Raw genomic sequence first — 24,259 nt, 5'->3', positions numbered from 1 at the left:
ACCGGCGGGACGGCCGACCCGCGCCCGGTGCCAGGTGCAGCGAGGTACCACGGCACGCCGGTGCGACCGCTCGCCCGGTGGTACCTCGGCGCAGCGTCGCCGAGGCGCCCGACGGGCCCGGACGACACCGGACGGCACGGTCATGGGGCGAAGTCGGCCGCCCACGCGGCGACGAGGGCGTCCACCTGGGCGAGACGCACGCGCACCGCCGCACCCTCGTCGCCCGCGCCGCCACCTTCAGCACCGGCCGCACGACCCGCGGCCAGGCCCACGAGGAACGCCGTCAGCGGGGCGCCCGGACGCACGACGTCGTGGGCCACATCGCGGACCCGGTCGAGCACCGCCGGGACCAGCGGGGCCACGACCGCCGCGTCGAGCGCCAGCTCGGCGCAGACGAGCGCCAGCCACCGGCCCAGCACGTCGTCGCCGAACGCCGTAGTTGCCGAAGGGTCGCCAGGAGGGGGCGACGGAGCCGGCGGCACCGGGGACACGGAGCCTGTGCCGTCGTCGTCGGGGGCGCGCACGGTCCCGAGCATGGCAGTTCCCTGCCTGCCGCGTCACGTGCAGGACGCGGTGATCGACGCCGTGCTCGACGCCGTGACCGACGCCGTGACCGACGCCGTGACTGACGCCGTGACCGACGCCGTGACCGACGCCGTGACCGACGCCGTGACCGACGCCGTGACCGACGCCACCGCAGGGACCGACTGACGATCTCCCCGGTCGAGACGATCGGCACGGACGGCGTGGGGGCGCTCGTGCGCGCCGGGGTGGACGGGGCGCGCGGTACGAACGGGACGATGAAGCTCGGTGTCTGCGGCGAGCACGTCGGGGACCCGGAGTCGATCCGCTTCTCCATGACGCCGGGCTGGACCACGTCTCCTGCTCGCCGTCCCGGGTGCCGGTCGCGCGGCTCGAGGCGGCGGTCCGACGCGACGCCTGGACGGCCTGACCCAGGGCGGGAGGCGGGCCGGACCAGGGCCGGATCCGGCCCGGGCGCGGGACGGGCGCGCGGTGTGGCGAGCCGGGCGGCGGGACCGCGCCGGGCCGGTCCCCCGTCCGGCCCAGCCGCACCGCTCACCCGCGCGGGTGGTGCCGGGGACGCCGTGACCTCCGTCGCGGCGTCGCCGGGTGAACGGCCGGCGGGACCACCCGCCCGCCGTCTCACCGGCCGCGGGCCGAGGACGATCCGGGCGGCATGACCTCCACCCTCCCCCCGAGCCCCGGCCGCGCGGCGACCCCGGCCCGTATGGCCGAGGGCGTCCTGCAGCTGCAGCGGCCCGCCGCCGACGCCTGGCCGGCGCCCGAACCGCTCGCCCGCCGCTCCTACGTCCGCGGCGCCGCCCTCCTCGGCGTCGTCGCCTCCGTCGGGTACCTGCTCTGGCGCGTGACCTCGACCCTCGACGGCGCGACCCTGTGGCTCGGCGTCCCGCTGCTGCTGCTCGAGGTGCACGCCTTCCTCAGCCTCCTGCTGTTCGCGCACGACCTGTGGGACGTCGACCGGCGCCCCGACCCGGCGGACATCGCGCCCGAGCAGCACCGGGATCCCGCGGAGCTGCGCGTGGCGCTCCTCGTGCCGACCTACGACGAACCCCGTTCGATCCTGCTGCCGACGATCGCCGCCGCGGTCGCGGCCCGGCACCCGCACGAGACATGGGTGCTCGACGACGGCGACCGCCCGTGGCTGCGCGAGCTCGCCGCAGGCCTCGGGGCGCGCTACCGCTCCCGCTCCCACGGCGCGCACGCCAAGGCGGGCAACATCAACGAGGCGCTCGACGAGGTGCAGGGCGACCTCGTGGCCATCATCGACGCCGACCACGTCGTGACCGCGGGGTTCCTCGAGGCGCTCCTGCCGTACTTCGCCGACGCGCGGACCGCCCTCGTGCAGTCGCCGCAGGAGTTCTACAACGACTCGTCCTTCGAGCACGTCCGCCGCCCCGACGGCCGGTTCTTCGCCGACCAGGAGATGTTCTACCGGGCGATCCTCGCCGGCCGGAACCGCTGGGGCGCCGCCTTCTGGTGCGGCACCGGCGCGATGGTGCGCGTCGAGGCCCTCCGCGAGGTCGGCGGCGTGGCCACCGACAGCGTCACCGAGGACATCCAGACCACCCTGCGCCTGCACCGCAAGGGCTGGCGCAGCGTGCACCACAACGAGGTCGTCGCCCGCGGGCTTGCCGCCGACGGGCCCGAGGCGTTCTTCGTCCAGCGCCGCCGCTGGGGCGCCGGTGCCATGCAGGTGCTGCGCCGCGACAACCCGCTGCTCGGCCCCGGCCTGTCCCTGCACCAGCGCCTGTCCTACCTGTCGACGCTTCTCGGCTGGTTCGACTCGTGGCGGACGGTCGGCCTCGTGCTGCTGCCGATCCTCACAGTGCTGTCCGGCGGCGTGCCGATCGCCGCGGCGTGGGCGCCGTTCCTCGTCGCCTTCGTCGTGTCGTTCGCGCTGCAGCGCCTGGCCCTGTCGGCGCTCAGCCGGGGGCGCGCACCCCTCCTGCACGCGACGTTCTTCGAGTTCGTCCGGCTCCCGGCCACGCTGGCGGCGACCGCGGCGATCTTCACCTCCGGCCCCCGCTCGTTCGCGGTGACGCCGAAGGCGGCCCGCGCCGAGCGGGCACGGGCCCAGACGCCCGTCGTCCTCACCGCGCTCATCACCGCCTCCGTGGCGGCGGTCTTCTGGTACGTCGCGCAGCTCGCCGGTCTGCTGCCGGTGCACCGCGAGATCACCTGGGTCGACCACGCCGCGGTGGCGTGGGTGGCCCTCAACGCGGCGTTCCTCGTCGCCGCCCGTCGGCGGATCACGCGTCTGGACTTCGCCGGCAACCGGCGGTCCGCCTGGCGGTTCCCGACCGGCGAGCTGCGCGTCCCCGCGACCACCGCAGGTGGCGAGCTCCGCGTGGACCTGCTCGACCTGTCGATCACGGGCGCCCGCATCCGCGTGGGCGACGACGACCGCCGCCTGCTCGACGAGGGGTCGGCCGTCACGCTGCACCTCCCCGTCGTCGAGGACGGCCACCGCGTGGTGGTCCCCGCCCCGGGGACGGTCCGCTCGCTCGTCGAGGACGAGGACGGCGACCTCGTCGTCGGCGTGCTGCTCGGGCTCGACGACGCGGCGCAGGCGCGGCTCGCCCTCGCGCTCTACCAGACGGTGGACCGGCACGACGCCCCCGGCCTGGTCGTCCCGACGCAGGCCGGGCCGAGCGGGGTCGAGCGCACAGTCGAGCGGACCGTCGTGGGCACGCCGACGGCCACCGACGCCGCGACGGAGGCGGACGCCGTCAGCACCGCCCGCTGACGACCGGGTGGACACCGGGCGCCGCCCGGTGTCCACTCGCGTCGTGCCGCGCCGCCCTCCAGCCCTACCGCCTCCCGGGCCCGCCGACGTGGTGCCCTACCTGCGCACCCGGCACGGCGCCATCGCCCTGGCGCACCGCGGGTTCAGCCTCGACGGGCGGGAGAACTCGCTCGCAGCCTTCGCGGCGGCCCGTGCGCTCGGGCTCGAGCACGTGGAGACCGACGCGCACGCGACCGCCGACGGCGTCGCGGTCGCCCTGCACGACGAGCGCCTCGACCGCACGACCGACGCGACGGGGCTCGTCGCCGCCCTGCCGTGGGACGTCGTGCGGCGCGCCCGCATCGCCGGCGGCGAGCCCGTCCCCCGGCTCGACGAGGTGCTCGGCGAGCTCCCCGACCTGCGCGTCAACGTCGACGTCAAGAGCGACGACGCCGTCGGGCCGGTCGTCGAGGCCGTCCAGCGGACCGCCGCGCACGACCGCGTGTGCCTCACGTCGTTCTCGACCCGTCGGCGGCGCCGCGCGGTGGCGGTCCTCGGCCGTCCCGTCGCGACCTCGGCGGGCCAGGCGGAGGTCGTGGCGTTCCTCGCCGCCGTCCGCGCACCCCGCCTGCCCGCGCGGACCCGGGCCGCGGCCGTCCGGGCGGCCCTGCGGCACGTGGACTGCATCCAGGTGCCCGAGCGGTCCGGGCGGCTCGTCGTCGTCGATGCGGCGACCGTCGCCGCCGCGCACGCCGCCGGCCGCCAGGTGCACGTGTGGACGGTGGACGACCCGGCCGACCAGGGGCGGCTGCTCGACCTCGGCGTCGACGGCCTCGTGACGGACCGCGCGGACGTGCTGCGCGACGTGCTGCGGGCGCGGGGGGCCTGGGGCGGCCGCTGACCCTCCGGACGGGCGGTCGCGGTGGGCCGCGGGACCCGGGCGCGCGCGCGACCTCGCAGGTCGTGACCTCCCCCGGGCGCGTCACGGTGGACGGGAGGGGCCCCGGGGACGGACCATGAGCGGCACGTGCGGCGCGCACGGTCAGCCCGTACCGGTCGCCGGTGCCGGCAGGGGGACGGCGGGGGAAGGGTGCGGATGGCGGACAGGGACGGGCCCCGGGGCGTGGCGACCGTCGCCGCGCCCGTCCACGCGCCCGTCCCCGCGCCCACCGCCGCGCCCGCCGCTCCTGCTGCTGCCGCTGCTGCTGCCGCTGCTGCTGCCGACGAGCGTCGCCACGAGGCGCACGCCGTCGTCGAGGACGACGTGGTCCGCCTGGAACCCGCGCCCGAACCGCCGGTGCCGACCGCCGCCGCGGCCCCGTCGGCCGCCCCCACCGACTCCCCGACGTCCGCGGGCCCGACGTCGAGCCCCGGTCGAGGCCCGACCTCCTGGACGCCGGAGCCGCGGACGGGCGTCGGCACCCCGGGCACACCGGGCCGGGAGCCGCGCGCGGCCCCCGCACCAGCGCCCGCTGCTCCGCCCGCTCCCCCGCTCGCACCGGCCGCCGGCTCCTCCCGGCCCTCGCCGGCACCTGCACCGGCTGCCGCCGCCGCCGGCTCCTCCCGGCCCTCGCCCACACCGGCTGGCGCACCCGCGGCGGGGTCGGTGCAGGGCGCTGCACACGTCACGACGCCCGCTGCCACACCCACGGCGACGACCGCACCTGCTGCCGCTCCCGCCGCGGCTCCCGCTGCGTCGGCGGCATCGGCGTCGGCGTCCACGCCTGCGTCGGGCCCCGCTCGACCCACGACCTCCGCCGCCGACCGCCGGCGGCTCGACGAGGCGTGGCTCGCGCAGGGGTGGCGGATGGTCGAGGCGGCCACGGCCGGCCGGGAGGCGGCAGCCCGCACGGTGCTGCGGGCCGCAGGGGCGTCGTGGGCCGTCTGGGTCGCCGTGAGCGTGCCCGTGCTGGCCGCGTTCCGACCCGGGCTCGTCGCCGCGACGGCCGCCGCGGTGCCGGCCGTCCTGCTGGCGCTGGCGTTCCTCGTCGCGCTCACCGCGACCCAGCCCGCCCGGGTGGCCTTCGACCCTGCGGACCCCGCCGGCATCGAGCTCGCGCACTGGCGCGCCGCCGGGGCGACGAAGCGCCGCGTGGCCTGGGCGCAGACGCTGCTCGCGCTCGGCGCCCTCGGGGTGGGAGCGGCGCTCGTCGCCCTCGCCGTCCCGTTCCCGCTCTGAGCGCCTGGCCGGCAGCGCCCGACCCGGCAGCGCCCGACCGGGTAGCGCCTGAACCGGCAGCGCCCGACCCGGCAGGGCCCGACCCGGCAGCGCCCGACCCGATCGGACCTGACCTGGCCGCGCCGGCTCAGCCGCGCAGGCCCGCGGCGAGCTGGCTGTCGACGTCGGCCAGCGCGCTCGCGGACGTGCGCAGGTACTGCGCCATACCGCCGAGCGCCGAGACCGCGTCGGTCAGCGACTGCGTGTACCGGCGGTAGGAGTCGCCGAAGGCCACGGACGCCTGGTCGGTGACGAAGCCGGAGGCGACGAGCCCGTCGACGTACGCCCGCATGGCGGTGAGCTCACCCACCATCGAGTCCTGCCCGCCGGTCAGCCGCGTCGCGGCGTCGGTCATGTCCTGGTAGCTCACGCTGAGGTTGGCCACGGTCGGCCTCCGTCCCTGTCGGCGCGGGCGCGTCGCCCGGCGCGCCGCGGGTCCTCCCCGCGGCGGGCCGGACGCTAGCGACGGCGGGCCGGGGCGCGTGCGTCGTCGTCCACAGGCTACGAGGCCCCGCGGGGGGCGACGGTCACGCCCGCCCGACCGGCGGCCTCAGCCCTCGACGACGGCCAGCGCCTGCTCGAGGTCGCGCCGCAGGTCGTCGATCTCCTCGAGGCCGACGGACAGCCGGACCGTCGTCTCGCCGATGCCCACCGCCGCCCGCCCCGCGGCACCGAGCCGCCGGTGCGTCGTGGTCGCGGGGTGCGTGACCAGGGACTTCGCGTCGCCCAGGTTGTTGGAGATGTCGACGACCCGCAGCCGGTCCAGCACGCCGAACGTCGCCGCCTTCGCGGCCTCCGGCGTCGACCCCTCCGGCACGCGCAGCGTGAACGTCACCACCGTCCCTCCGGCGGTCTGCTGGGCCGTGGCCAGCGCGTGCTGCGGGTGCGAGGGCAGGTACGGGTAGCGCACGGACGCCACCGCGGGGTGACCCTCGAGCCAGCGGGCCAGCTCGAGCGCGCAGGCGCTCTGGTGCCGCACCCGCAGGGCCATCGTCTCCAGGCCCTTGAGCAGCACCCAGGCGTTGAACGGCGACATCGAGGGGCCGGTGTGGCGGATGAAGGTCTCGACCGGCCCGTGCACGTAGTCGTCCCGGCCGAGGATCGCACCGCCGAGCACCCGCCCCTGGCCGTCCATGTGCTTCGTCGCCGAGTAGACGGTGACGTCCGCGCCGAGGTCCAGCGGCCGGGACAGCACCGGCGTCGCGAAGACGTTGTCCACGACGACGGTCGCGCCCGCGGCGTGGGCCAGCGCGCTCACGGCGGCGATGTCGACCATGTCCTGCATGGGGTTCGACGGGGTCTCGAAGAACACGACGTCCGCCGGCGTGGCCAGCGCCGCCTCCCACTGCTCCAGCACGTGCCCGTCCACGTAGTCCGTGCGCACGCCCCACTTCGCCAGCAGCTCGTCGAAGATGACGACGGACGAGCCGAACAGCGCCCGCGCCGCGACGACGCGTGACCCGGACCGGACGAGCGCCGCGAGCGCGGTGAACACGGCGGACATGCCGGTGCCGGTGGCGTAGCAGGCCTCGGCGCCGTCCAGCAGCCGCAGCCGCTCCTCGAACGTCGCCACGGTGGGGTTGGCGTACCGGGAGTACATGAAGCGGTCGGCCTCGCCCGCGAAGGCGGCCTCGGCCTGGGCGGCGGAGTCGTAGACGTAGCCCTGCGTGAGGAACAGGGCCTCGGAGGTCTCCCCGAACGGCGTGCGCACCCCGCCGCCGCGGACCGCCAGCGTGCCCGGCCCGAGCTCCTCGCGCGGCAGCCCCTCGTGCCAGTGCCGGGGCCCGGGGCCGCTCACGCCTGCCGCCACGGCAGGCCGGCGGCGCGCCACCCGGCGTGCCCGCGGTGCGCGTCCGGGCCCACGTCGCCCTCGAACCCCTCGAGGACGTTCAGCGCCCGGCCGAGGCCGGCCCTCGTCGCCGCCGTCGCCGCCGCGACCGACCGGACGCCGCTGCGGCACAGGAAGAGCAGGGGCCGGTCCGGCGCGCCGGCGTCCGCGCCCCCATCGGCCGCGTCGGCTCCGTCACCGCCGGCTGCGTCGTCGTCCAGCGCCGCCCGCAGCTGCTCGACGAAGTGCGCGTTCGTCTGGCCGGACGGGTAGGACACCCACTCGACGAGCACCGTGCGCCGCGGGCCGTCCGGGCCGAGGGCGGAGGTGTCCGGGATGCCCACGTAGCGCCACTCGGCGTCCGTGCGGACGTCGACGAGCACCGCGCGCGGGTCGTCCTGCAGGGTCTGCCAGGCCTCCTGCGGGGTGACGTCCCCGGCGTAGGGCCTGTCGGGCGTGCTGCTCATCGCTCCTCCATCGGTCCTGGCGGAAGCACCCTGCTGCGCCGACCTGCACCTGTCCGGGGACGGGCGGGGTCGAGCCGGGTTGCTGCGGCGTCGTCGAGCCAGATCTCTCGGCCGCTCTGGATGGTCGTCGCAGCGTACGGCCTGGCGTCGCGGACGTGAGACGGGCGTCCCGCATGCCGGACGCGCGTTGACGCCCGCGTGCGCCGCTGCCGATCATTCCGGCGAGGTCATGAGCGCCAGCGCGAAGCCCCGGCTCGCTGGCCGGCAACCCTCCCGCCGCGGTGGGGTGCCCCGGGTGACGACACGGCCGTGCCGCCGACCGGCGGACGGCAAGCGCGGGCGGGCCGGGTCGGCCCTGCCCCCGGCAGCAGGAGGCCCCCATGTCGACGACGGTCGAGACCCAGCACCGCCCCTCCCCCGTCCCCGCCGGCGACGCCTGTCCCGGCGCCGCCCCGCTCCTGCCGCTCGTCGGCGCGCGGACGCCCGTCCCGCTGCTCGACGGGACGACGCGCGCGTACACGAACCTCGACAACGCGGCCTCGACGCCCGCGCTCGAGGCCGTGGCCGCCCGCGTGACGGAGGTGCTGCCGCACTACGCGTCCGTCCACCGCGGCGCGGGCTACCTGTCCCAGCTGTCGACCGCCCTCTACGAGGAGTCGCGCCGGACGATCGCCGCGTTCGTCGGCGCCCGGCCCGACGACGTCGCCGTCATCACCCGCAACACCACGGACTCGTTGAACCTCCTGGCCGGCTGCGTCCCCGCCGGCGGCCGGGTGCTCGTGCTCGACCTCGAGCACCACGCGAACCTGCTCACGTGGATCAGCGGCGACGGCACCGACGGCCGGCCCACCGGGTCCGTCCTCCCGGCCGAGGCCACCGTCGCCGAGACGCTCGTCGCCCTGCGGGCCGAGCTGGCGCGCACGCCGTACGCGCTGCTGGCCGTCACAGGTGCGTCCAACGTCACGGGCGAGTCCCTGCCGCTGCCCGAGGTCGTCCGCCTCGCGCACGCCGTGGGCACGCGCGTCGTCGTCGACGGCGCCCAGCTCGTCCCGCACCGGTCGGTGTCGCTGGCGGAGACGGACGTCGACTGGGTGGTCCTGTCCGGGCACAAGATGTACGCGCCGTTCGGGGCGGGCGCGATCGTCGGGCGCCGGGACTGGCTCGACGCGGGTCGGCCGTACCTGGCCGGCGGCGGCGCGGTGCGCGACGTGCGCACCGACGGCGCCACCTGGCACCCTGCCCCCGCGCGGCACGAGGCCGGGTCCCCCAACGTCCTCGGTGCCGTCGCGCTGGCGCAGGCCTGCACGACGCTGGCCGGGCTCCCCGCCGGCGCGCTGCACGCGCACGAGACGGCGCTGCGCGACGCGCTCGTCGCCGGGCTGGAGGCCCTCGACGGCGTGCAGGTCGCCCGGCTGTGGCCCGACGCCGAGGACCCGGTCGGCGTCGTGACGTTCACGCTGCCCGGGCACGACCCCGGCCTCGTAGCCGCCTACCTGTCCGCCGAGCACGGGATCGGCCTGCGCGACGGCCGGTTCTGCGCCCACCCCCTGCTGGCGCGGCTCGGGGCCAGCGGCGGCGCGCTGCGGGCGTCCGTCGGCGTCGGCTCGAGCCTGGCCGACGTGGAGCACCTGCTCGCGGGCCTGCGCACGTTCCTCGCGGTGGGGGCAGGGGCGCGGTACGCCGTCGTCGACGGCTGCTGGACGGTGGCCGACGACCCCCGGCCGGCGCCCGCGCTCGACGGCGTCGCCGCCATCGCCGCGACGGCGGCGGCCTGCGGACCCGCGCTCCCCTGAGGGGCGCCGCCCGGGCCGGCGAGCGGACCGGGCGCGAGCGGCATCTGACTGGACGGCTGACCGACGACTGACCGACGGCCGACCGACGGCTGACCGACACCGTGACGTCGCCCGTTCGTCGTTCGTGCGTCGTCCGGGCGTCGCCGGCGTCCTGTGGGCTGGGACCGTGCGCGTCGCCCTCGTCACCGAGTCCTTCCTGCCGCACGTCAACGGCGTCAGCCGGTCGGTGGTCCGCGTGCTCGACGAGCTGTCGCGGCACGGCCACCCGGCGCTCGTGCTCGCGCCCGGCGAACCACCCGCCCGGGTGCACGGGGCGCGCGTCGTGCGGCTGCGGTCGGTGCCGCTGCCGGGGCACGCCGGCCTGGCGCTCGGCGTGCCGTCGGCGCGGACGCTCGAGCGCCACCTGCGGGCCTTCGGGCCGGACGTGGTGCACCTCGCGTCGCCGTTCCTCACCGGGGGTCCGGCGGTCCGCGCCGCCGCCCGGCTCGGCGTGCCGACCGTCGCGGTCTACCAGACGGACGTCGCCGGGTTCGCCGCCCGCTACGGCCTCGGCGCCGCGGCGGAGGCGGCCTGGTGGCGGGTCCGCGCGGTGCACGAGGCGGCCGACCTCACGCTGGCCCCCTCCCGCATCGCCGCCGCCGACCTCGAGGACCACGGCGTGCCGCGCGTGCGGCTGTGGCCGCGCGGCGTGGACACCGCGGCCTTCCACCCCGCCCACCGCGACCCGCGCCTGCACCGGCGGCTCGCGCCCGACGACGAGGTGCTCGTCGGCTACGTGGGGCGGCTCGCACCCGAGAAGCGTCTCGAGGACCTGCGGGCCGTCGCGGGCCTGCCCGGCGTGCGCCTCGTCGTCGTCGGGGACGGGCCCGAGCGTGCGCGGCTGGAGCGGCTGCTGCCCGGTGCGCGGTTCCTCGGCGTGCGGACGGGGGCAGCGCTGTCACGCCTGGTCGCGACCCTCGACGTGGCGGTGCAGCCCGGGCCGCACGAGACGTTCTGCCAGTCCGCGCAGGAGGCGATGGCGGCGGGCGTCCCCGTGGTGGCGGTCGGCGCGGGCGGCGTCGCGGAGCTCGTCGCCCCGAGCCGGACCGGCTGGCTGTACCCGCCGGGCGACCTGCCCACGCTGCGCGCCCGGGTCGCCGACCTCGCCGGGGACGCCGCCAAGCGCCGGGCCATGGGCCGGGCGGCCCGGGAGGCGGTCGAGGGCCGCACCTGGCCGGTCGTCGTCGAGCGCCTCCTCGACCACTACGCCGACGCCGTCGCCGCCCGCGCCGCAGGCGCCGGCGGCTCCACGGGCCGCCGCGACGCCGTGGACGCCCGGTGAGCGCCTCCGCCGGCGGACGCCGCCTGCACGTCGTCCACCTCACCAACGCGTGGGCCGCCCGGTCGGGCGGGGTGCGCACGACGCTGGTCGCCCTCGGGGTCGGGTACGCCGCGCGCGGGCACCGGCTGACCGTGGTCGTCCCCGGCGCGCGCACGCAGGTGACCACGCACCCGTGGGGCACGCTCGTCCAGCTCCCGGGGCCCCGGGTGCCCGGCACGGGCGGGTACCGGGCCCTCGTCGACGCCCGGGCCGTACGGCACACCCTCGACACCCTCGCGCCCGACCGGCTGGAGGTCTCCGACCGGTTCACGCTGCGGCACGTCGGGGCGTGGGCCCGTGGCACGGGCACGCCCCTCCTCGGCATCGCGCACGAGCGCGTGGACGGGCTGCTGCAGACGGTCGGACACCTGCCGGGGTCGGTGGCCCGCAGCCTCGCCGACCGGCACAACGCGACGACCGCCGCCGCGTTCGACCGCATCGTCGCCACCACCGCGCACGCCGCCGCGGAGTTCGACCGCATCGGCGTGCCGACCGTGCGGATCCCGCTCGGCGTCGACCTCGCGACATTCCGGCCCGTGCTCGACGAGGAGCTCGACGAGGAGCTCGACGAGGAGCTCGACGAGGGGCCCGACGAGGGGCCGGGCGTCCGGCGGTCCGTCGGGCCGTCCGCGGGGCCGTCCGCCGGGGCGTCCGCGGACGCGGCCACGGGCGTGCGCACCAGGCCCGCGCGGCTCGTGCTGTGCAGCCGGCTGTCCCCGGAGAAGCGCCCCGACGTCGCCGTCGACGCCGTGCGCGCGCTGCTGCGCCAGGGCGTCGGCGTGCGGCTCACCGTGCTCGGCGACGGGCCGGAGCGCGCAGCGCTGGTGCGGCGCGCCCACGACCTGCCCGTGGAGTGGCGCGGCTTCGTCGCCGACCGGCGGGAGGTCGCCCGCACCCTCGCCGCGGCCGACGCCGTGCTGGCGCCCGCGCCGGCCGAGACCTTCGGCCTCGCGGCGCTGGAGGCGCTCGCGTGCGGGACGCCGGTGGTGGCGGCCTCGTCGTCGGCGGTGCCCGAGCTCCTCGTCGCCGGGACCGGCCGTGCCACCGCCTGCGCCCCCGAGCCCCTGGCCGCCGCCACGGCAGGCGTGCTCGCGATGCCGCGTGCGGCCGCGCGCCGCGCCTGCCGCGCCCGGGCCGAGGACTTCGGCTGGGACCGCACGGTGGAGGGCTTCCTCGCCGCCCATGCCGGCAGTCCCGCGGAGGACGTCGCCCTCGTCCGCGGCTGACGACCCCCCGAGCGGCGCGTGACGGGCACCGCTCCTACGCTCGGTGGATGACGAAGTCCATCACCCCTACCCCGTCCACGCCGCCCTCGACTACGGCGTCGCCGCGACGCTGCTGACGGCACCGCACCTGCTGGGGACGAGCACCCGCGCGAAGGTCTTCTTCGAGGCTTTCGGCGCGCTCGCGACCACGGTGAACGCCCTGACCCGCACCCCGCTGGCGGTGCGTCCCGTGCTGTCCCTGCGCGCGCACCGCACCGCCGACCTGCTCGCGGACCCGCTCTACCTCGCGCTGCCCCTGGTGACGGGCATCGCCAAGGAGCCGCGCGCCCGGGCCCTGTGGCTGGCCACCGCGGCGATGCTCGCGGCGTCCGTCGCCCTCACCGACTGGGACGCGCCCGAGCCGGTCTGAGCCGGTCTGAGCCGGTCCGCGCCGGTCCGCGCCGGTCCGCGCCGGTCCGAGCCGGTCCGAGCCGGTCCGAGCCGGTCCGAGCCGGTCCGAGCCGATCCGAGCCGATCCGAGCCGGCCCGAGGCGGTCTGAGCCGACCCGGACCGGCCCGCGCCGATCCGCCCTACTCGGCGACGACGCGGAACGACGCGGCCGTCGGGTCCACCGGGTCCGGCAGGAGCATCCCGGCCTCGACGCCCGTGCGCAGGTAGTCGACGATCTCGGCCGTGATGCGCTCCCCGGGGGCGAGGACCGGGACGCCCGGCGGGTAGGGGCTGATGGTCTCGGCGCACACCCGGCCCACCGCCTCGTCGGCGTCGACCTGCTCCACACGCCCGAAGAACGCGTCCCGCGGCAGCATCACGGTCTGGATCTCGAGCGCCGGCCCCGGCGGGAGGGCGACGTGGGGCGCGCGGTCGAGGGTCCCGGCGGCGGCGACGAGGGCCTCGAGCCCCTCGGTGAGCCGTCGCACGTCGTCGTCGGTGTGCCCGTGCGTGATCCGGGCGCTGATCCGGCAGGTGTCGGTGCTGCCGACGTCGATCTGCCGCTCGGCGCGCAGCCACTCCCCGGCGCTGAAGCCCGTGATGCCCAGCCCGCGCACGTCGACGGTCAGAACGAGGGGGTCGAGGTCGGCGGCGCCCTGCGGCCGGACGACCTCCCGGCCGAGCAGGCTGAGCCCGTCGAGACCGGTGACCACGTCCCGCACCCGGTCCGCGCGGCGCAGCGCACCGTCCAGCAGGGCCTCACCCTGCTCGACCATCTGGCGGCGCCACCCGTCGAGGCTGGCGTACACGAGCGACGACGAGCTCGTCGTGCCGAGCAGGTCCTCGCGGGCGGACAGCACCGAGGGGTCGATGCGGTCGCCCTGCAGGTGGAAGCACGAGCTCTGCTCGACCGCGGAGCCCGTCTTGTGGACGCTGGTGACGACGAGGTCCGCGCCCGCGTCCATGCCCCAGGACGGCAGCCCGTCGTGGAAGGGCAGGTGCGCCCCCCACGCCTCGTCGACGATCAGCGGCACGCCCGCCGCGTGGCACACCTCCGCGACCCCCGCGATGTCGGCGCACGTCCCCCAGTCCGTGGGGCTGATGAGCAGCATGCCCTTGGCGTCGGGGTGCGTGGCCAGCGCCGCGCGCACGTCCTCGGGCTCCGGCGGGTGCGCGAGGTGCAGGTCGTCGTCGACGTGAGGATGCACCCACACGGGGTCGATCCCGCTGATGATGAGGCCGGCGACCACGGACTTGTGGGCGTTGCGCGAGACGAGCAGCTTCTCCCCGGGTCCGGCCACCGAGATCATCGCGCTCTTCACCGACAGCGAGCTGCCGCAGGTGGAGAAGAAGCACTGGTCGGCGTCGACGGCGTCCGCCATGAGGGCGAGCGCCTGGTCGAGCACCCCCTGGGACTCCCGGCGGTCGTCCAGCCCGTTGAGCAGCAGGACGTCGGAGGCGAAGACGCCCTCGCCGAGCACCGCGCGCACGCGAGGGTCGGCGCCCGGGCCCTGGCGGTGGCCGGGCGGGCCGAAGACGACGTCACCGCGCCGGCGGAACGCCTCCAGCGCCTCCAGGACGGGTGCTCGGCTGTGGTCCATGCGGGTCCTCCTGCGTCGTGCGGGAGGCCTCCGCGGTCTGGACGGCCCCGTCGATCGTGGGGGTGGGCCCGGGGTGCCGCAACTGCGCCCTCGCGCCGTCGTCCCGCGCAGCGAACGGCGACCTCCCGCTCGTCGTCGGGCCGTCGGCCTCGGCACCGGGAACTCGAGGAGCTCCTCGCCGCTCGGTGTGCTCGTGGGTGAGGGCCGACGTGTCGGAGGCGGACGCGCGCGCCACCGGTTCAGCTCCTCGGCTCGACCCGTCAGGTCCTCGGCGAGGTGGTCCGGCGACGAGCACCCGTGAGCGGGTCGCCGTGACGGTCGGTGAAGTGCCACCGGCTGCCGCGGCGAACGATCTCGATCCCGAGGGTGTGGACACGGGCGTGGTGGTGCCAGCACAGCAGGACCCCCTTGTCGGCGTCGGTGTCCCCACCGTCACGCGCCCAGTGCCGCACGTGGTGCACCTCGCACAGTGCCGGCGGGGCATCGCACCCGGGGAACCGGCAGCGCCCGTCACGAGCCACGACCGCGCGACGACGCGGACCGGTGAACGTGCGCTGCGACCGGCCCACGTCGATGATCTCCGAGCGCGGCCCGAACACGACCCGCGACAGCACGCTGTCGCACGCGAGCCGCCCCAGCACCGAGGCCGGCACCGCTCGTCCGCCGACCAGCTCACCCACGCCGAACCTCTCCACGTCCCCGGACAGCCCGAGCTCCGACGGCGCGCCGGCGAGGCAGCTCCCGTGCCGCTGCCCGTCCTCTCCCTGACTCGACGCCGCTCCCGACGACCAACAGGGCGACCTACCCGACGAACCGCGTCGTGATCGGATCCGCTCGTCGCCGTCTTCGTGACCGTCCTCGTGGCGGTCTCCGGTCGCCGAGCCGCCCGCGACCGCGCGCTGCAGCGTCTCCCAGTCCACCACGACGCTCAGGTGCGGTCGCTGCTCCCCGCTGGGCCCCGCCAACCCGTGGTCCAGCGTCAGCCGTGCCAGGTCGACCAGTGCCCGCGCCCGTCGCTGGGAGGACGTGCGCTCGTCGTCGGCCGCGGGCACACCCGTCACCGCCGCCAAGGCGTCCCGCACCACCACCCCGTTCTCCTCCGACAGGAAGCCCGAGACGTGGTAGCCGCCGGTGGTGGCCGACAGGTCCAGGAACTCCCGCTCGGAGACCTCCCGGAACCCGCGCTCGTCGGCCTCCGGGTCGACCGACGCCGACCACCGCGACACCAGCCGACGGAACGAGCTCACCGGCAGGTCGCGCGCCTGCGCGAGCAGGAACCCCTCCCCCACCGACGAGCCCTCGTCCTGCAACACCGCCGCCCGCACCGGCGTGTTCGCCGCCGCCGCGATCGCCCGCGCCGCCTCCATCCCCACCTCACCCGCCACCGCCGCGGCCGCCGTCGCCGGGACCACGTCGCGGAAGGTGCGGCCCGTGCGCACCAGCGCCGCCGCGCGGACGTGAGGGACGCGGCCCACCGAGGACACCCACTGAGCGAGCGAGCGCGCACCGTCCAGCGCCCACAGCCCGTCGGCCTCGACCACCGGCAGCAGGCCGGCGGTGATCGCCTCGAGCCGCCCGGCGAGCGCCATCGCGAGGCGGACGGCCTCCAGGGCCTCCTGCCCCTCGGTGGCCCGTCCCGCCGCTCCGTGACGCAGGAGTGCGGCCGCAGCGGTGTCCACCGCCTCGGCCACCGCACCGAGGGCACCGAGCACGCCGGTGGTGGCCATGGCACCTCCTCATCCTCGACGGCGGCCCCACGGGCCTTTTCCTCCTGCTCGAACAATGCCATCGACCACTGACACGACGACCGTCGTAGCGCCCTCGGGAGCGGCCACCAGCAGGAATGCAGCGGACGATGCCGAGGGAGGGCTCGGCTCGCGACGATCGTGTCGTCCGATCCCATGACCGTGGAAGCTCCTCAACCGCGTCCGGCAGTCGAGCAGTACGGGGCGGACGAGGAGCTCGTCGCGCGCCGGTCGGCCGGCGGTCGCTGCACGGGCGCACGCGATCCTCTGCCTTTTCCACATCGCCGTTGCTCACAACCGGCGGCGGAACCTGATATCGAGGACAGAAAGATCACCCGAAGGAGTTGCGCAGCAATACGCGAGCCGTCCACAGCCTCGATTTCTCCCGCGTTCTCCACAGTGCGCGTGGTCGACGACCGGATTCCCGACCCGCACGATGGACGCGCGGATGAGCGGGCGACGACGGCGTCACTGACGACGGGCGCATCTGCGCTCTCCGGCACCGCGGCCCTTGCGGGGTGGGGCGCGCGCACCGCCCGACCGACGCCGTCCACAGGCCCGGCACACCGGGTGTCGGTGGCGGGGGCTAGCGTCGGTCGCACCATGGACCAGACGACGACCCCCACCGTCACGACGCCCTCCGCGACGCCGCCCGGCACGACGACCAGCAGCACCGCCGACGACCCGCGGGAGGCGGTGCACGCCGAGGCGCGGGCGGCGCTGCGCGCGCTCGTCGGGCGGGACGACGTCGACTTCCGGGACGGGCAGTGGGAGGCCGTGGCCGACCTCGTCGTCGACCGGCGGCGCGTCCTCGTCGTGCAGCGCACCGGGTGGGGGAAGTCGGCGGTGTACTTCGTCGCCACGGCCCTGCTGCGGGCGCGCGGGGCCGGCCCGACGCTCATCGTCAGCCCGCTGCTGGCGCTCATGCGGGACCAGGTGGCCGCCGCGGCTCGGGCCGGCGTCCGGGCGGTGACGATGAACAGCGCCAACGCGCACGCGTGGGACGAGGTCACGGCTGCGCTGGCTGCCGACGAGGTCGACGTCCTGCTCGTCTCCCCCGAGCGGCTCAACAACCCGAAGTTCCGCGCTGAGCTCCTCCCGGGCCTGCGGGAGCGGGCGGGGCTCGTCGTGGTGGACGAGGCGCACTGCATCAGCGACTGGGGGCACGACTTCCGGCCCGACTACCGCCGCATTCGCGACCTGCTCGGCGACCTGCCGACGGGGACGCCCGTGCTGGCGACGACCGCGACCGCCAACGCCCGCGTCGTGCAGGACGTGGCTGAGCAGCTCGCGGACGGCTCCGACCACCCCGTGACGACGCACCGCGGGCCGCTCGCGCGGGCGTCGCTGCGGCTCGGGGTGCTGCCGCTGCGGGCACCGCGGGACCGGCTCGCCTGGCTGGCGGCGCACCTCGACGAGCTGCCGGGCAGCGGGATCGTGTACGCGCTGACGGTGTCGGCGGCGGAGGAGACCGCGGCGCTGCTGGCGGCTGCCGGGCACACCGTGCGCGCCTACACCGGGCGCACGGACGTGGCCGAGCGCGAGGAGGCCGAGGAGGCCCTGCGGGAGAACCGCGTGAAGGCGCTGGTGGCGACGAGCGCGCTCGGCATGGGCTTCGACAAGCCCGACCTGGGCTTCGTCGTGCACCTCGGGGCGCCCTCGTCACCGGTCGCCTACTACCAGCAGGTCGGCCGCGCCGGGCGTGCGACCGACCGGGCCGACGTGCTGCTGCTGCCGGGCGAGGAGGACCGGGAGATCTGGTCGTACTTCGCGACGTCGTCGATGCCGCGCCAGGACCAGGCCGCGGCCGTGCTCGACGCCCTCGGCCGGGCGGGACGGCCGATGTCGACCGCCGCCCTCGAGACGGTGACCGACGTGCGCCGCACCCGGCTGGAGCTCCTGCTCAAGGTGCTCGACGTGGAGGGCGCCCTCGAGCGCGTCGGCGGCGGATGGACCGCGACCGGGCAGGGCTGGACGTACGACGCCGAGCGCTACGGCCGCGTCGAGGAGGCCCGCCGCGCCGAGGCCCGCGCGATGCTCGACTACGAGGCGACCGACGGCTGCCGCATGCGGTTCCTCGCCGAGCAGCTCGACGACCCGTCGGCCGCCGACTGCGGGCGGTGCGACCGGTGCGCGGGCACGTGGTTCCCCACCGACGTGCCCGAGCAGGCCCGCGAGGACGCCGACCGGCGCCTGCGGCAGGTCGGGGTCGAGGTGCCGCCCCGCGCTCAGTGGCCGACGGGCATGGACCGGCTCGGCGTGCCCGTCAAGGGCAAGATCGCGGCCGACGAGCAGGTCGGCGAGGGGCGGGTCGTCGCGCGGCTCACCGACCTCGGCTGGGGCCAGCGCCTGCGCACCCTGCTCGACGCGAGGACCCCCGACGCCTCCGCCGACCCGGCGCTGCTCGGCGCCTGCGTCGCCGTGCTCGCCGGGTGGGGGTGGGCACGCCGGCCGGTGGCGGTCGCGGCGGTGCCGTCGCGCCGGCACCCGCAGCTCGTCGCCTCCGTGGCGCAGCACCTCGCCGAGCGGGGACGGCTCGAGTGGCTCGGCACGCTCGAGGCGCCCGACGGCGGGCCGCGCGGCGAGCCGGGCGGCAACAGCGCCTTCCGGCTCGCGGGCGTGTGGGACCAGCTCGCCGTGCCGACCGGGATGGCCGAGCGCCTCGCGCAGGTGCGCGGGCCGGTGCTGCTCGTCGACGACCTCGTCGACTCACGCTGGACGCTGACCGTCGCCGGGCGCGCACTGCGGCGGGCCGGCGCCGACGAGGTGCTGCCCTTCGCCCTGGCGTCGGTCGCGTGACGTCCGGCGCGCACGGTCGTGAGGGGCGACCTAGCGTGGTCGACACCTCGCGCCCGACGGTCCAGCCCCGGCCCCCGCGGCGTCGTCGCCCTGAGGAGCGCCCGTGCTGACCGAGGTCGCCGACCGCGTCCACCGCATCGACCACGCGTACGTCAACTGCTACCTCGTCGAGGAGGAGGGACGGCTCCTGCTCGTCGACACCGGCGTGCCGGCGCACTGGCGCCGGATCGGCGAGGCCGTGCGCGCGCTCGGCCGGCGACCGTCGGACGTCGTGGCCGTCGCGCTCACGCACGGGCACTTCGACCACACCGGCAACGTGGCGCGGGCGATGGACGTGCTCGGCGTGCCGGTCTGGGCCGGCACGGAGGACCTGGAGCTGGTGGAGCACCCGTACCGTTACGCGCACGAGAACCCGTTGGCCGCGTACCCGCTGCGGCACCCCGCCGGCGTGCCGGTCCTCGCGGCGCTGATGGCGGCCGGGGCCTGGCACGTCCGGGGCGCCCGCGGCCTGCGGGCGTACGAGAGCGGCGGGGTCCTGCCCGTACCCGGCCGCCCGGTCGTCGTGGACTCCCCCGGCCACACCTGGGGGCACGTGGCCCTCCACCTGCCGGAGCGCGGCGTCCTGCTCTCCGGCGACGCGCTCGTCACGCTCGACCCGTACACCGGCGGCCGCGGCCCGCAGATCGTCGCCGGCGCCGCGACCGCGGACTCCGCCGCGGCCCTCGCCTCCCTCGACGCGCTCGAGGCGACGGGCGCCGCGACCGTGCTGCCCGGCCACGGCGACCCCTGGACCGCCGGGGTCGCGGAGGCCGCAGCCCGCGCTCGGGAGGTCGGCGCGCACTGACCCGCGCGCTCGCGTCGAGCCCTGCACCCGTCGGCCGCTTGCAGGACTCGACGCACGTCAGGCCGCCGGCGTCCCCGGCACCAGCCGGTGGTAGGCACGGTCGCGGTAGACGAGCGGCCGCGCCTCGGGCCGGGTCCCGTGCTCGAGCGCGTGCAGCGAGACGAGGAAGCTCGTCCCCACCGGCACGCGGTCGAGCACACGCGCCCGCACCCACGACTGCGTGCCGTGCAGCACCGGCTCCCCCGACGGCAGCCGCGACCAGCCGCCCCCGGCGAACCGGTCCTGCCCGCGCGTCGCGAACCGCGACGACACGTCCGCCTGGTCCTCCGCCAGGAAGTTGACGACGACCGTGCGCGCCACCGACAGCGCGGGCCAGGACGACGAGCCCGAGTCGACGGAGAACGCCAGCAGCGGCGGGGCCGCGGACACGGAGATGACGGACGTGGCGGTGAACCCGACCGGGCCCCGGGGACCGCTCAGCGTCACCACCGCGACACCCGCGGCGTGCTGCCGGAACACGTCCTTGTACTCCTCGGGCGTGAGGCCGTCGGGGTCGGGCACCGGCAGGAGCTCGTCGGACGGCACGAGGGCCGACGCCACGACGGGAGCCGGCACGACGGGAGGCGCCACGACGGGAGACGGCACGACGCGGGCCCCGCGGTCCGCGCTCAGCGCGGTCACGACGCCACCACCGACGCCACGGCGAGGGGCGCAGGGACGGGCGCAGCGACGGGCGCGGCGACGGGCGCAGCGACGGGCGCAGCGACGAACGCGGTGCCCGTCTCGGTGCCCGTCTCGGTGCGAGGTGCCGTGACGGGCGGCGACGCCGCGCCCGCCGCGCGCAGGACGGCCGTGCCCGACCGCTCCCACCACGCGGCGACGGCATCGGGCAGCCCGGCCAGCGCCGGCACGGGGACGACGAGCGAGGCCGCCGGTACGACGGCCCCGAGCTCGACGAGCACCGGACGCAGGTGCACCTCCCCCACCAGCGCGTGGGTGAGGTCCCCGGGCACGACGAGGGGCACCGCGACGACGCCGCCGAGGCCCTGCGGCCCGACGAGGTCGAGGAACGCCTTGAGCAGGCCGGGCACCGACGCCTTGTACACCGGCGTGGCGACGACGAGCAGGTCCGCGGCGGTCACGGTGGCCAGTGCCGCGTCCGCGCCGGGGTGCACGGGCACGAGCAGCTCGGCGGCGAGGTCGGCGAGGTCGATCTCCGCGACCTCGACCGCGGAGCCGGTGGTCGCGGAGCCGGTGGCCGCGGAGCCGTCGGCCACGGTCAGGGCGTCCGCCAGGTGCCGGCCGAGCACGGCTCCCGCGGCGGCGGTGCGGGAGGCGGGGCGGGGGTTGCCGGTGAGGACGACGACGCGGCGTGCCGGCGGACCGCCGACGGGGGCGCTCGTCGTCGCCGGCGGGGCGTCGAGGGTGGGTGCGAGGGACACGGGTGGCTCCAGGGTGGGGGCAGGGCGGGGTGCAGGTGGGGGGTGTGCAGGTGGGGTGCAGGTGGGGTGCAGGCCCGGGTGCGGGCCGGAGGTGACCGGCGACGGGTCTCAGATGGCCTTGCCGGGGTTGAGCAGCCCGTGCGGGTCGAAGGCGTGCTTGATGCGGGCCTGCACGTCGCGCGCGACCGGGCCGAGCTCGTCGTCCAGCCAGGGCCGCTTGAGGACGCCGACGCCGTGCTCGCCCGTCAGCGTCCCGCCGAGGGCGAGCGCGAGGGCCACGATCGCGTCGACGGTGTCCTGCACGCGCGGGGTGACGACCCCGTCGTCGGTGAGGACGACGGGGTGCAGGTTGCCGTCGCCGGCGTGCGCGAGGGTGAAGACCCTCACGCCGGTGCGGGCGGCGATCTGCTCGATCCCGCGTACGGCGGCCGCGAGCGCCGACCGCGGCACGGCGACGTCCTCGATGAGGACCTGCCCGTGCCGCTCGATGGACGGCAGCGCGAGCCGGCGCGCGGCGACGAGGGTCGCCGTCCGCTCCGGGTCCGCCGTGACCTCCAGGTGCGCGGCGGTCGGCGTCAGGACCGCGACGACGGCATCGGCCTCGGCCGCCGCGGCGAACCCGTCCGTCTGCACGAGCAGCAGGGCGGCGCCGTGCGCGCCGAGGTCGGTCCCCTGGGCGGCGTCGACCGCGGCGAGGGTGGCCCGGTCGAGCAGCTCGAGGGTCGAGGGTCGGACGCCCGCCGCCGTGATGGCGGTCGCCGCCGCGGCGGCGGACTCCACGTCCGTGAAGGACGCGGCGATCGTCGCCGTCGCGACCGGCAGCGGCACGAGCCGCAGCGTCGCCCCGACGACGACGCCGAGCGTGCCCTCCGAGCCGACGACGAGCGAGGTGAGGTCGTACCCCGTGACGCCCTTGAGCGTCCCGGCACCCGTGCGCAGCAGCGACCCGTCCGCCAGGACGACGTCGAGGGCCAGCACGGCGTCGCGCGTGACGCCGTACTTCACGCAGCGCAGGCCGCCGGCGTTCGTGGCGATGGTGCCGCCGATCGTCGCGAGGTCGACGCTGCCGGGGTCGGGCGCGTACCGCAGCCCGTGCGCCCGGGCGGCGCGGTCGAGGTCCCCGGCGATGACGCCGGGCTCGACGACGGCCACCGCGTCCTCGGCACGGATCTCGACGATGCGGTCCATCGCCGACAGGTCGAGCACGACCTGGCCCGGCCCCGCGGACGCCCCGCCGGCGAGGCCCGAGCCCGACCCGCGCGCCACGACCGGCACCCGGTGCGCGTGCGCCCACCGCATCGCCGCGACCACGTCGGCGACCCCGTGCGCGCGCACGACGGCGTCGGGCACCCCGTCGGGGCCCCACCCGGACCGGTCCGTGCGCGCCGCGGTCCGCGCCGGGACGTCCCGGAGCACCTCCGTCACGGCCGCCACCAGCTCGTCGAGCGCCGTCGGCGTCATCGCGTCCCTCCCGGTCCGGGGTGCCCCGTCGCCAGGATGCCGCGCCTCGCCCGACGCCGTCGCGCCGCCGAGCCCGGCCTCGCTCAGCGCCGCCCTCATGCGCGCTCCCCCGCGACGTCCCGCGCGATCGGCGCGAGGCCGCCACGCGCGGACCGCAGACGCAGGCGCTCGAGGAAGAGCACGAGCGTGGCGGCGACCGTGCGGTGGGCGACGTCGTTGAGGACGTCGTGCAGCCCGTCCTCGACGAGCACGACCTCGCCCGCGCCGAGCCGCCGGTACAGCGGCACGGCGTCGACGGCCGGGCTGATGGCGTCGGCGGCGCCGTGCAGCGCGAGCACCGGCACGCCGAGCGCGGCCCGGGCCGCCCGCGCCGGGCTGAGCACCGTCGTCGCGGACGAGCCGAGCACCGACGCGCCGATCCCGCTGCGGGCCGCCCGGTCGAGGACCTTGCGGTGGTTCGGGCACGCGGTGCGCGCAGCCACCTCGTCGGACCACGAGCCGCCCCACGGCCCGGACCCGGGCTCGGCCGCCCCCGGCAGCCCGACGAGCACCACCGCGTCGGGCCCGGGCGTGCCGGCCGCGGCGGCGGTCGTCGTCGCCGTCACCGCCGCGAGCGCGCCGGCGTCCACGCCGACCAGCACGCGCGGGGCGGGCAGGGACGCGTCGGCCAGGAGCGCCGCGACGGCCTCCCGCCGGTGCCGGCCCTCGTCGACCGCCACGATCCGGTACGCGTCGGCGGACAGCCGCCGCCCGAACCGCTCGTAGACCTCCGGCGTCTCCCCGCGCCCGACGAGCACGACGAGCGTGCCGCGCGGCGCGATGCCGTCCGGCTCGGTCCAGGTCCGCGTGGCGACCGTGGCGCCGGCGGGGGTGCCGTCGGGCTCCGGTCCCGTCGCCACCGGCCGTGCGGGGTCGTTCGACCAGGCCGACCACGAGCCGGGGAAGAGCACGGGCGCGTAGCCGGCCACGGTCAGCGCCAGGGCCTCGTGCGCGGCCGTGACGCCCGAGCCGCAGGACACCCCGACCGGCACGTCGGGCCGCACGCCGAGCGCGGCGAAGCGGGCGGCCAGGGCGTCGGCCGGCAGGAGACGCCCGTCGGCGCCGAGGTTCTCGGCCGTCGGCGCGCTGACCGCGCCGGGGATGTGCCCGGCCCGCGGGTCGACGGGCTCGACCTCGCCGCGGTACCGCTCGCCGGCGCGCGCGTCGAGCAGGCGCCCGTCCCGCGCGAGCGCCGCGGCGCCGTCGGCGTCCACGGTCGGCAGGTACCCGCCCGACAGCACGACGTCGCCGGGGACCGGCGCCGGTGCGTCCCCGGACTCCAGCGGCAGGCCCGCGGCGCGCCAGGCGCCGAGCCCGCCGTCAAGCACGCGCACGTCCGTCAGACCCGCCCAGCGCAGCAGCCACCAGGCCCGCGCCGCCGACTGGCCGCCGGCGTCGTCAGCCACCACGACGGGTCGGTCCGCGCGGACGCCCCAGCGCCGGGCCGCGGCCTGCAGGTCCGCCACGGCCGGCAGCGGGTGGCGGCCGTCGGTCGGCGCGCCGTGCCCCGCCAGCTCGCGCTCGAGGTCGACGTACACCGCGCCGGGCACGCGGCCCGCGCGGTGCGCCGGGCGGCCGTCGGGCGCGGCGAGGCTCCACCGCACGTCGAGCACGACGGGCGGCGTCGGACCCCCCAGCAGGGCGTGCAGCTCCGCGGGCCCGACGAGGTGCCGCCGGGCGGTGTCGTCGCCGGGCAGGTCCGTGGCCTCGAGCAGCTCGGGGGTCAGGACGTCGGTGG

Annotated in this window: 19 protein-coding genes, 1 pseudogene and 1 riboswitch; of the genes and pseudogenes, 10 read left to right on the top strand and 10 right to left on the bottom strand. The window is 77.4% G+C overall.

Annotation, left to right across the window (positions count from 1 at the left end; genetic code table 11):
* Positions 1-140 precede the first annotated feature (140 nt).
* Positions 141-536 carry a DUF6457 domain-containing protein gene (locus tag BM048_RS18510; protein WP_203708782.1) on the bottom strand — a complete coding sequence of 132 codons (396 nt, stop codon included), beginning with the start codon at positions 534-536 and terminating at the stop codon, positions 141-143.
* On the opposite strand from BM048_RS18510, the gene BM048_RS17900 reads away from it, so the two are divergent.
* The 4 genes from BM048_RS17900 to BM048_RS12260 all read left to right on the top strand — a co-directional run bounded on the left by BM048_RS17900 (position 535) and on the right by BM048_RS12260 (position 5,447).
* Positions 535-711, top strand: coding sequence for an opacity protein (locus BM048_RS17900; RefSeq protein WP_139224444.1), 177 nt, complete (start codon positions 535-537; stop codon positions 709-711). The two genes, BM048_RS18510 and BM048_RS17900, sit on opposite strands and share 2 nt — an antisense overlap.
* A 487-nt stretch (positions 712-1,198) precedes the next feature.
* Complete coding sequence (locus tag BM048_RS12270) at positions 1,199-3,289, top strand: glycosyltransferase family 2 protein (protein WP_139224443.1); 2,091 nt, start codon at positions 1,199-1,201, stop codon at positions 3,287-3,289.
* Positions 3,290-3,377: 88 nt separating this feature from the next.
* Positions 3,378-4,169, top strand: a complete 792-nt coding sequence (locus tag BM048_RS12265; RefSeq protein WP_090033487.1) for a glycerophosphodiester phosphodiesterase family protein — start codon at positions 3,378-3,380, stop codon at positions 4,167-4,169.
* A 906-nt stretch (positions 4,170-5,075) separates the two neighbouring features.
* Positions 5,076-5,447 (top strand): hypothetical protein, encoded by a 372-nt coding sequence (locus BM048_RS12260; RefSeq protein WP_090033485.1) that lies wholly within the window; start codon positions 5,076-5,078, stop codon positions 5,445-5,447.
* Between the two features lie 127 nt (positions 5,448-5,574).
* Here the strand turns inward: BM048_RS12260 and BM048_RS12255 are convergent, their stop codons facing one another.
* The 3 genes from BM048_RS12255 to BM048_RS12245 all read right to left on the bottom strand — a co-directional run bounded on the left by BM048_RS12255 (position 5,575) and on the right by BM048_RS12245 (position 7,781).
* Positions 5,575-5,871: a WXG100 family type VII secretion target gene (locus tag BM048_RS12255; protein ID WP_090033484.1), complete on the bottom strand. Its 297-nt coding sequence runs from the start codon at positions 5,869-5,871 to the stop codon at positions 5,575-5,577.
* A 165-nt stretch (positions 5,872-6,036) separates the two neighbouring features.
* On the bottom strand, positions 6,037-7,284 hold the full coding sequence (locus BM048_RS12250) for an O-succinylhomoserine sulfhydrylase (RefSeq protein ID WP_239078741.1): 1,248 nt from the start codon (positions 7,282-7,284) through the stop codon (positions 6,037-6,039).
* A complete protein-coding gene (locus tag BM048_RS12245; RefSeq protein ID WP_090033483.1) occupies positions 7,281-7,781 on the bottom strand; it encodes a rhodanese-like domain-containing protein in 501 nt (166 codons plus the stop codon). The genes BM048_RS12250 and BM048_RS12245 overlap by 4 nt, the downstream gene beginning before the upstream one ends.
* 225 nt (positions 7,782-8,006) lie before the next feature.
* Positions 8,007-8,123: riboswitch (SAM riboswitch) on the top strand.
* Positions 8,124-8,161: 38 nt separating this feature from the next.
* Between BM048_RS12245 and BM048_RS12240 the strand changes: the two genes are divergently transcribed.
* The 4 genes from BM048_RS12240 to BM048_RS12225 all read left to right on the top strand — a co-directional run bounded on the left by BM048_RS12240 (position 8,162) and on the right by BM048_RS12225 (position 12,569).
* Positions 8,162-9,574 (top strand): aminotransferase class V-fold PLP-dependent enzyme, encoded by a 1,413-nt coding sequence (locus BM048_RS12240; RefSeq protein ID WP_090033482.1) that lies wholly within the window; start codon positions 8,162-8,164, stop codon positions 9,572-9,574.
* 166 nt (positions 9,575-9,740) lie between these two features.
* On the top strand, positions 9,741-10,895 hold the full coding sequence (locus tag BM048_RS12235; RefSeq protein WP_090033629.1) for a glycosyltransferase family 4 protein: 1,155 nt from the start codon (positions 9,741-9,743) through the stop codon (positions 10,893-10,895).
* Entirely contained in the window at positions 10,892-12,160 is a 1,269-nt protein-coding gene (locus tag BM048_RS12230) for a glycosyltransferase (protein WP_239078740.1), read from the top strand. The genes BM048_RS12235 and BM048_RS12230 overlap by 4 nt, the downstream gene beginning before the upstream one ends.
* A 43-nt stretch (positions 12,161-12,203) precedes the next feature.
* Positions 12,204-12,569 (top strand): hypothetical protein, encoded by a 366-nt coding sequence (locus BM048_RS12225; protein ID WP_090033480.1) that lies wholly within the window; start codon positions 12,204-12,206, stop codon positions 12,567-12,569.
* Positions 12,570-12,730: 161 nt separating this feature from the next.
* Here the strand turns inward: BM048_RS12225 and BM048_RS12220 are convergent, their stop codons facing one another.
* On the bottom strand, positions 12,731-14,191 hold the full coding sequence (locus BM048_RS12220) for an aminotransferase class I/II-fold pyridoxal phosphate-dependent enzyme (RefSeq protein WP_090033478.1): 1,461 nt from the start codon (positions 14,189-14,191) through the stop codon (positions 12,731-12,733).
* Between the two features lie 260 nt (positions 14,192-14,451).
* On the bottom strand, positions 14,452-15,918 hold the full coding sequence (locus BM048_RS18810) for an HNH endonuclease signature motif containing protein (protein WP_090033476.1): 1,467 nt from the start codon (positions 15,916-15,918) through the stop codon (positions 14,452-14,454).
* Positions 15,919-16,539: 621 nt separating this feature from the next.
* Between BM048_RS18810 and BM048_RS12210 the strand changes: the two genes are divergently transcribed.
* Positions 16,540-18,735 carry a DEAD/DEAH box helicase gene (locus BM048_RS12210; protein ID WP_090033474.1) on the top strand — a complete coding sequence of 732 codons (2,196 nt, stop codon included), beginning with the start codon at positions 16,540-16,542 and terminating at the stop codon, positions 18,733-18,735.
* Between the two features lie 103 nt (positions 18,736-18,838).
* On the top strand, positions 18,839-19,579 hold the full coding sequence (locus tag BM048_RS12205) for an MBL fold metallo-hydrolase (protein ID WP_090033473.1): 741 nt from the start codon (positions 18,839-18,841) through the stop codon (positions 19,577-19,579).
* A gap of 57 nt (positions 19,580-19,636) precedes the next feature.
* On the opposite strand, the gene BM048_RS12200 is transcribed toward BM048_RS12205, so the two are convergent.
* The 4 genes and pseudogenes from BM048_RS12200 to BM048_RS18805 form a co-directional block, all read right to left on the bottom strand.
* The gene (locus tag BM048_RS12200; protein ID WP_308439498.1) at positions 19,637-20,260 is read right to left on the bottom strand and encodes a flavin reductase family protein; all 624 of its coding nucleotides are present in this window, start codon (positions 20,258-20,260) and stop codon (positions 19,637-19,639) included.
* The gene (locus BM048_RS12195) at positions 20,257-21,021 is read right to left on the bottom strand and encodes an NADPH-dependent FMN reductase (RefSeq protein WP_090033471.1); all 765 of its coding nucleotides are present in this window, start codon (positions 21,019-21,021) and stop codon (positions 20,257-20,259) included. The genes BM048_RS12200 and BM048_RS12195 overlap by 4 nt, the downstream gene beginning before the upstream one ends.
* Before the next feature lie 108 nt (positions 21,022-21,129).
* The gene (locus BM048_RS12190) at positions 21,130-22,482 is read right to left on the bottom strand and encodes an FAD-binding oxidoreductase (RefSeq protein WP_090033623.1); all 1,353 of its coding nucleotides are present in this window, start codon (positions 22,480-22,482) and stop codon (positions 21,130-21,132) included.
* 887 nt (positions 22,483-23,369) lie between these two features.
* Positions 23,370-24,170, bottom strand: a pseudogene (locus tag BM048_RS18805) (sulfurtransferase); the annotation flags it as partial.
* Positions 24,171-24,259 lie beyond the last annotated feature (89 nt).

It is taken from the genome of Cellulomonas marina (assembly GCF_900111925.1).
GTDB lineage: Bacteria > Actinomycetota > Actinomycetes > Actinomycetales > Cellulomonadaceae > Cellulomonas > Cellulomonas marina.
The sequence above is the reverse complement of the archived record's forward strand: the minus strand, read 5'-3'. Positions and strand labels throughout refer to the sequence as shown.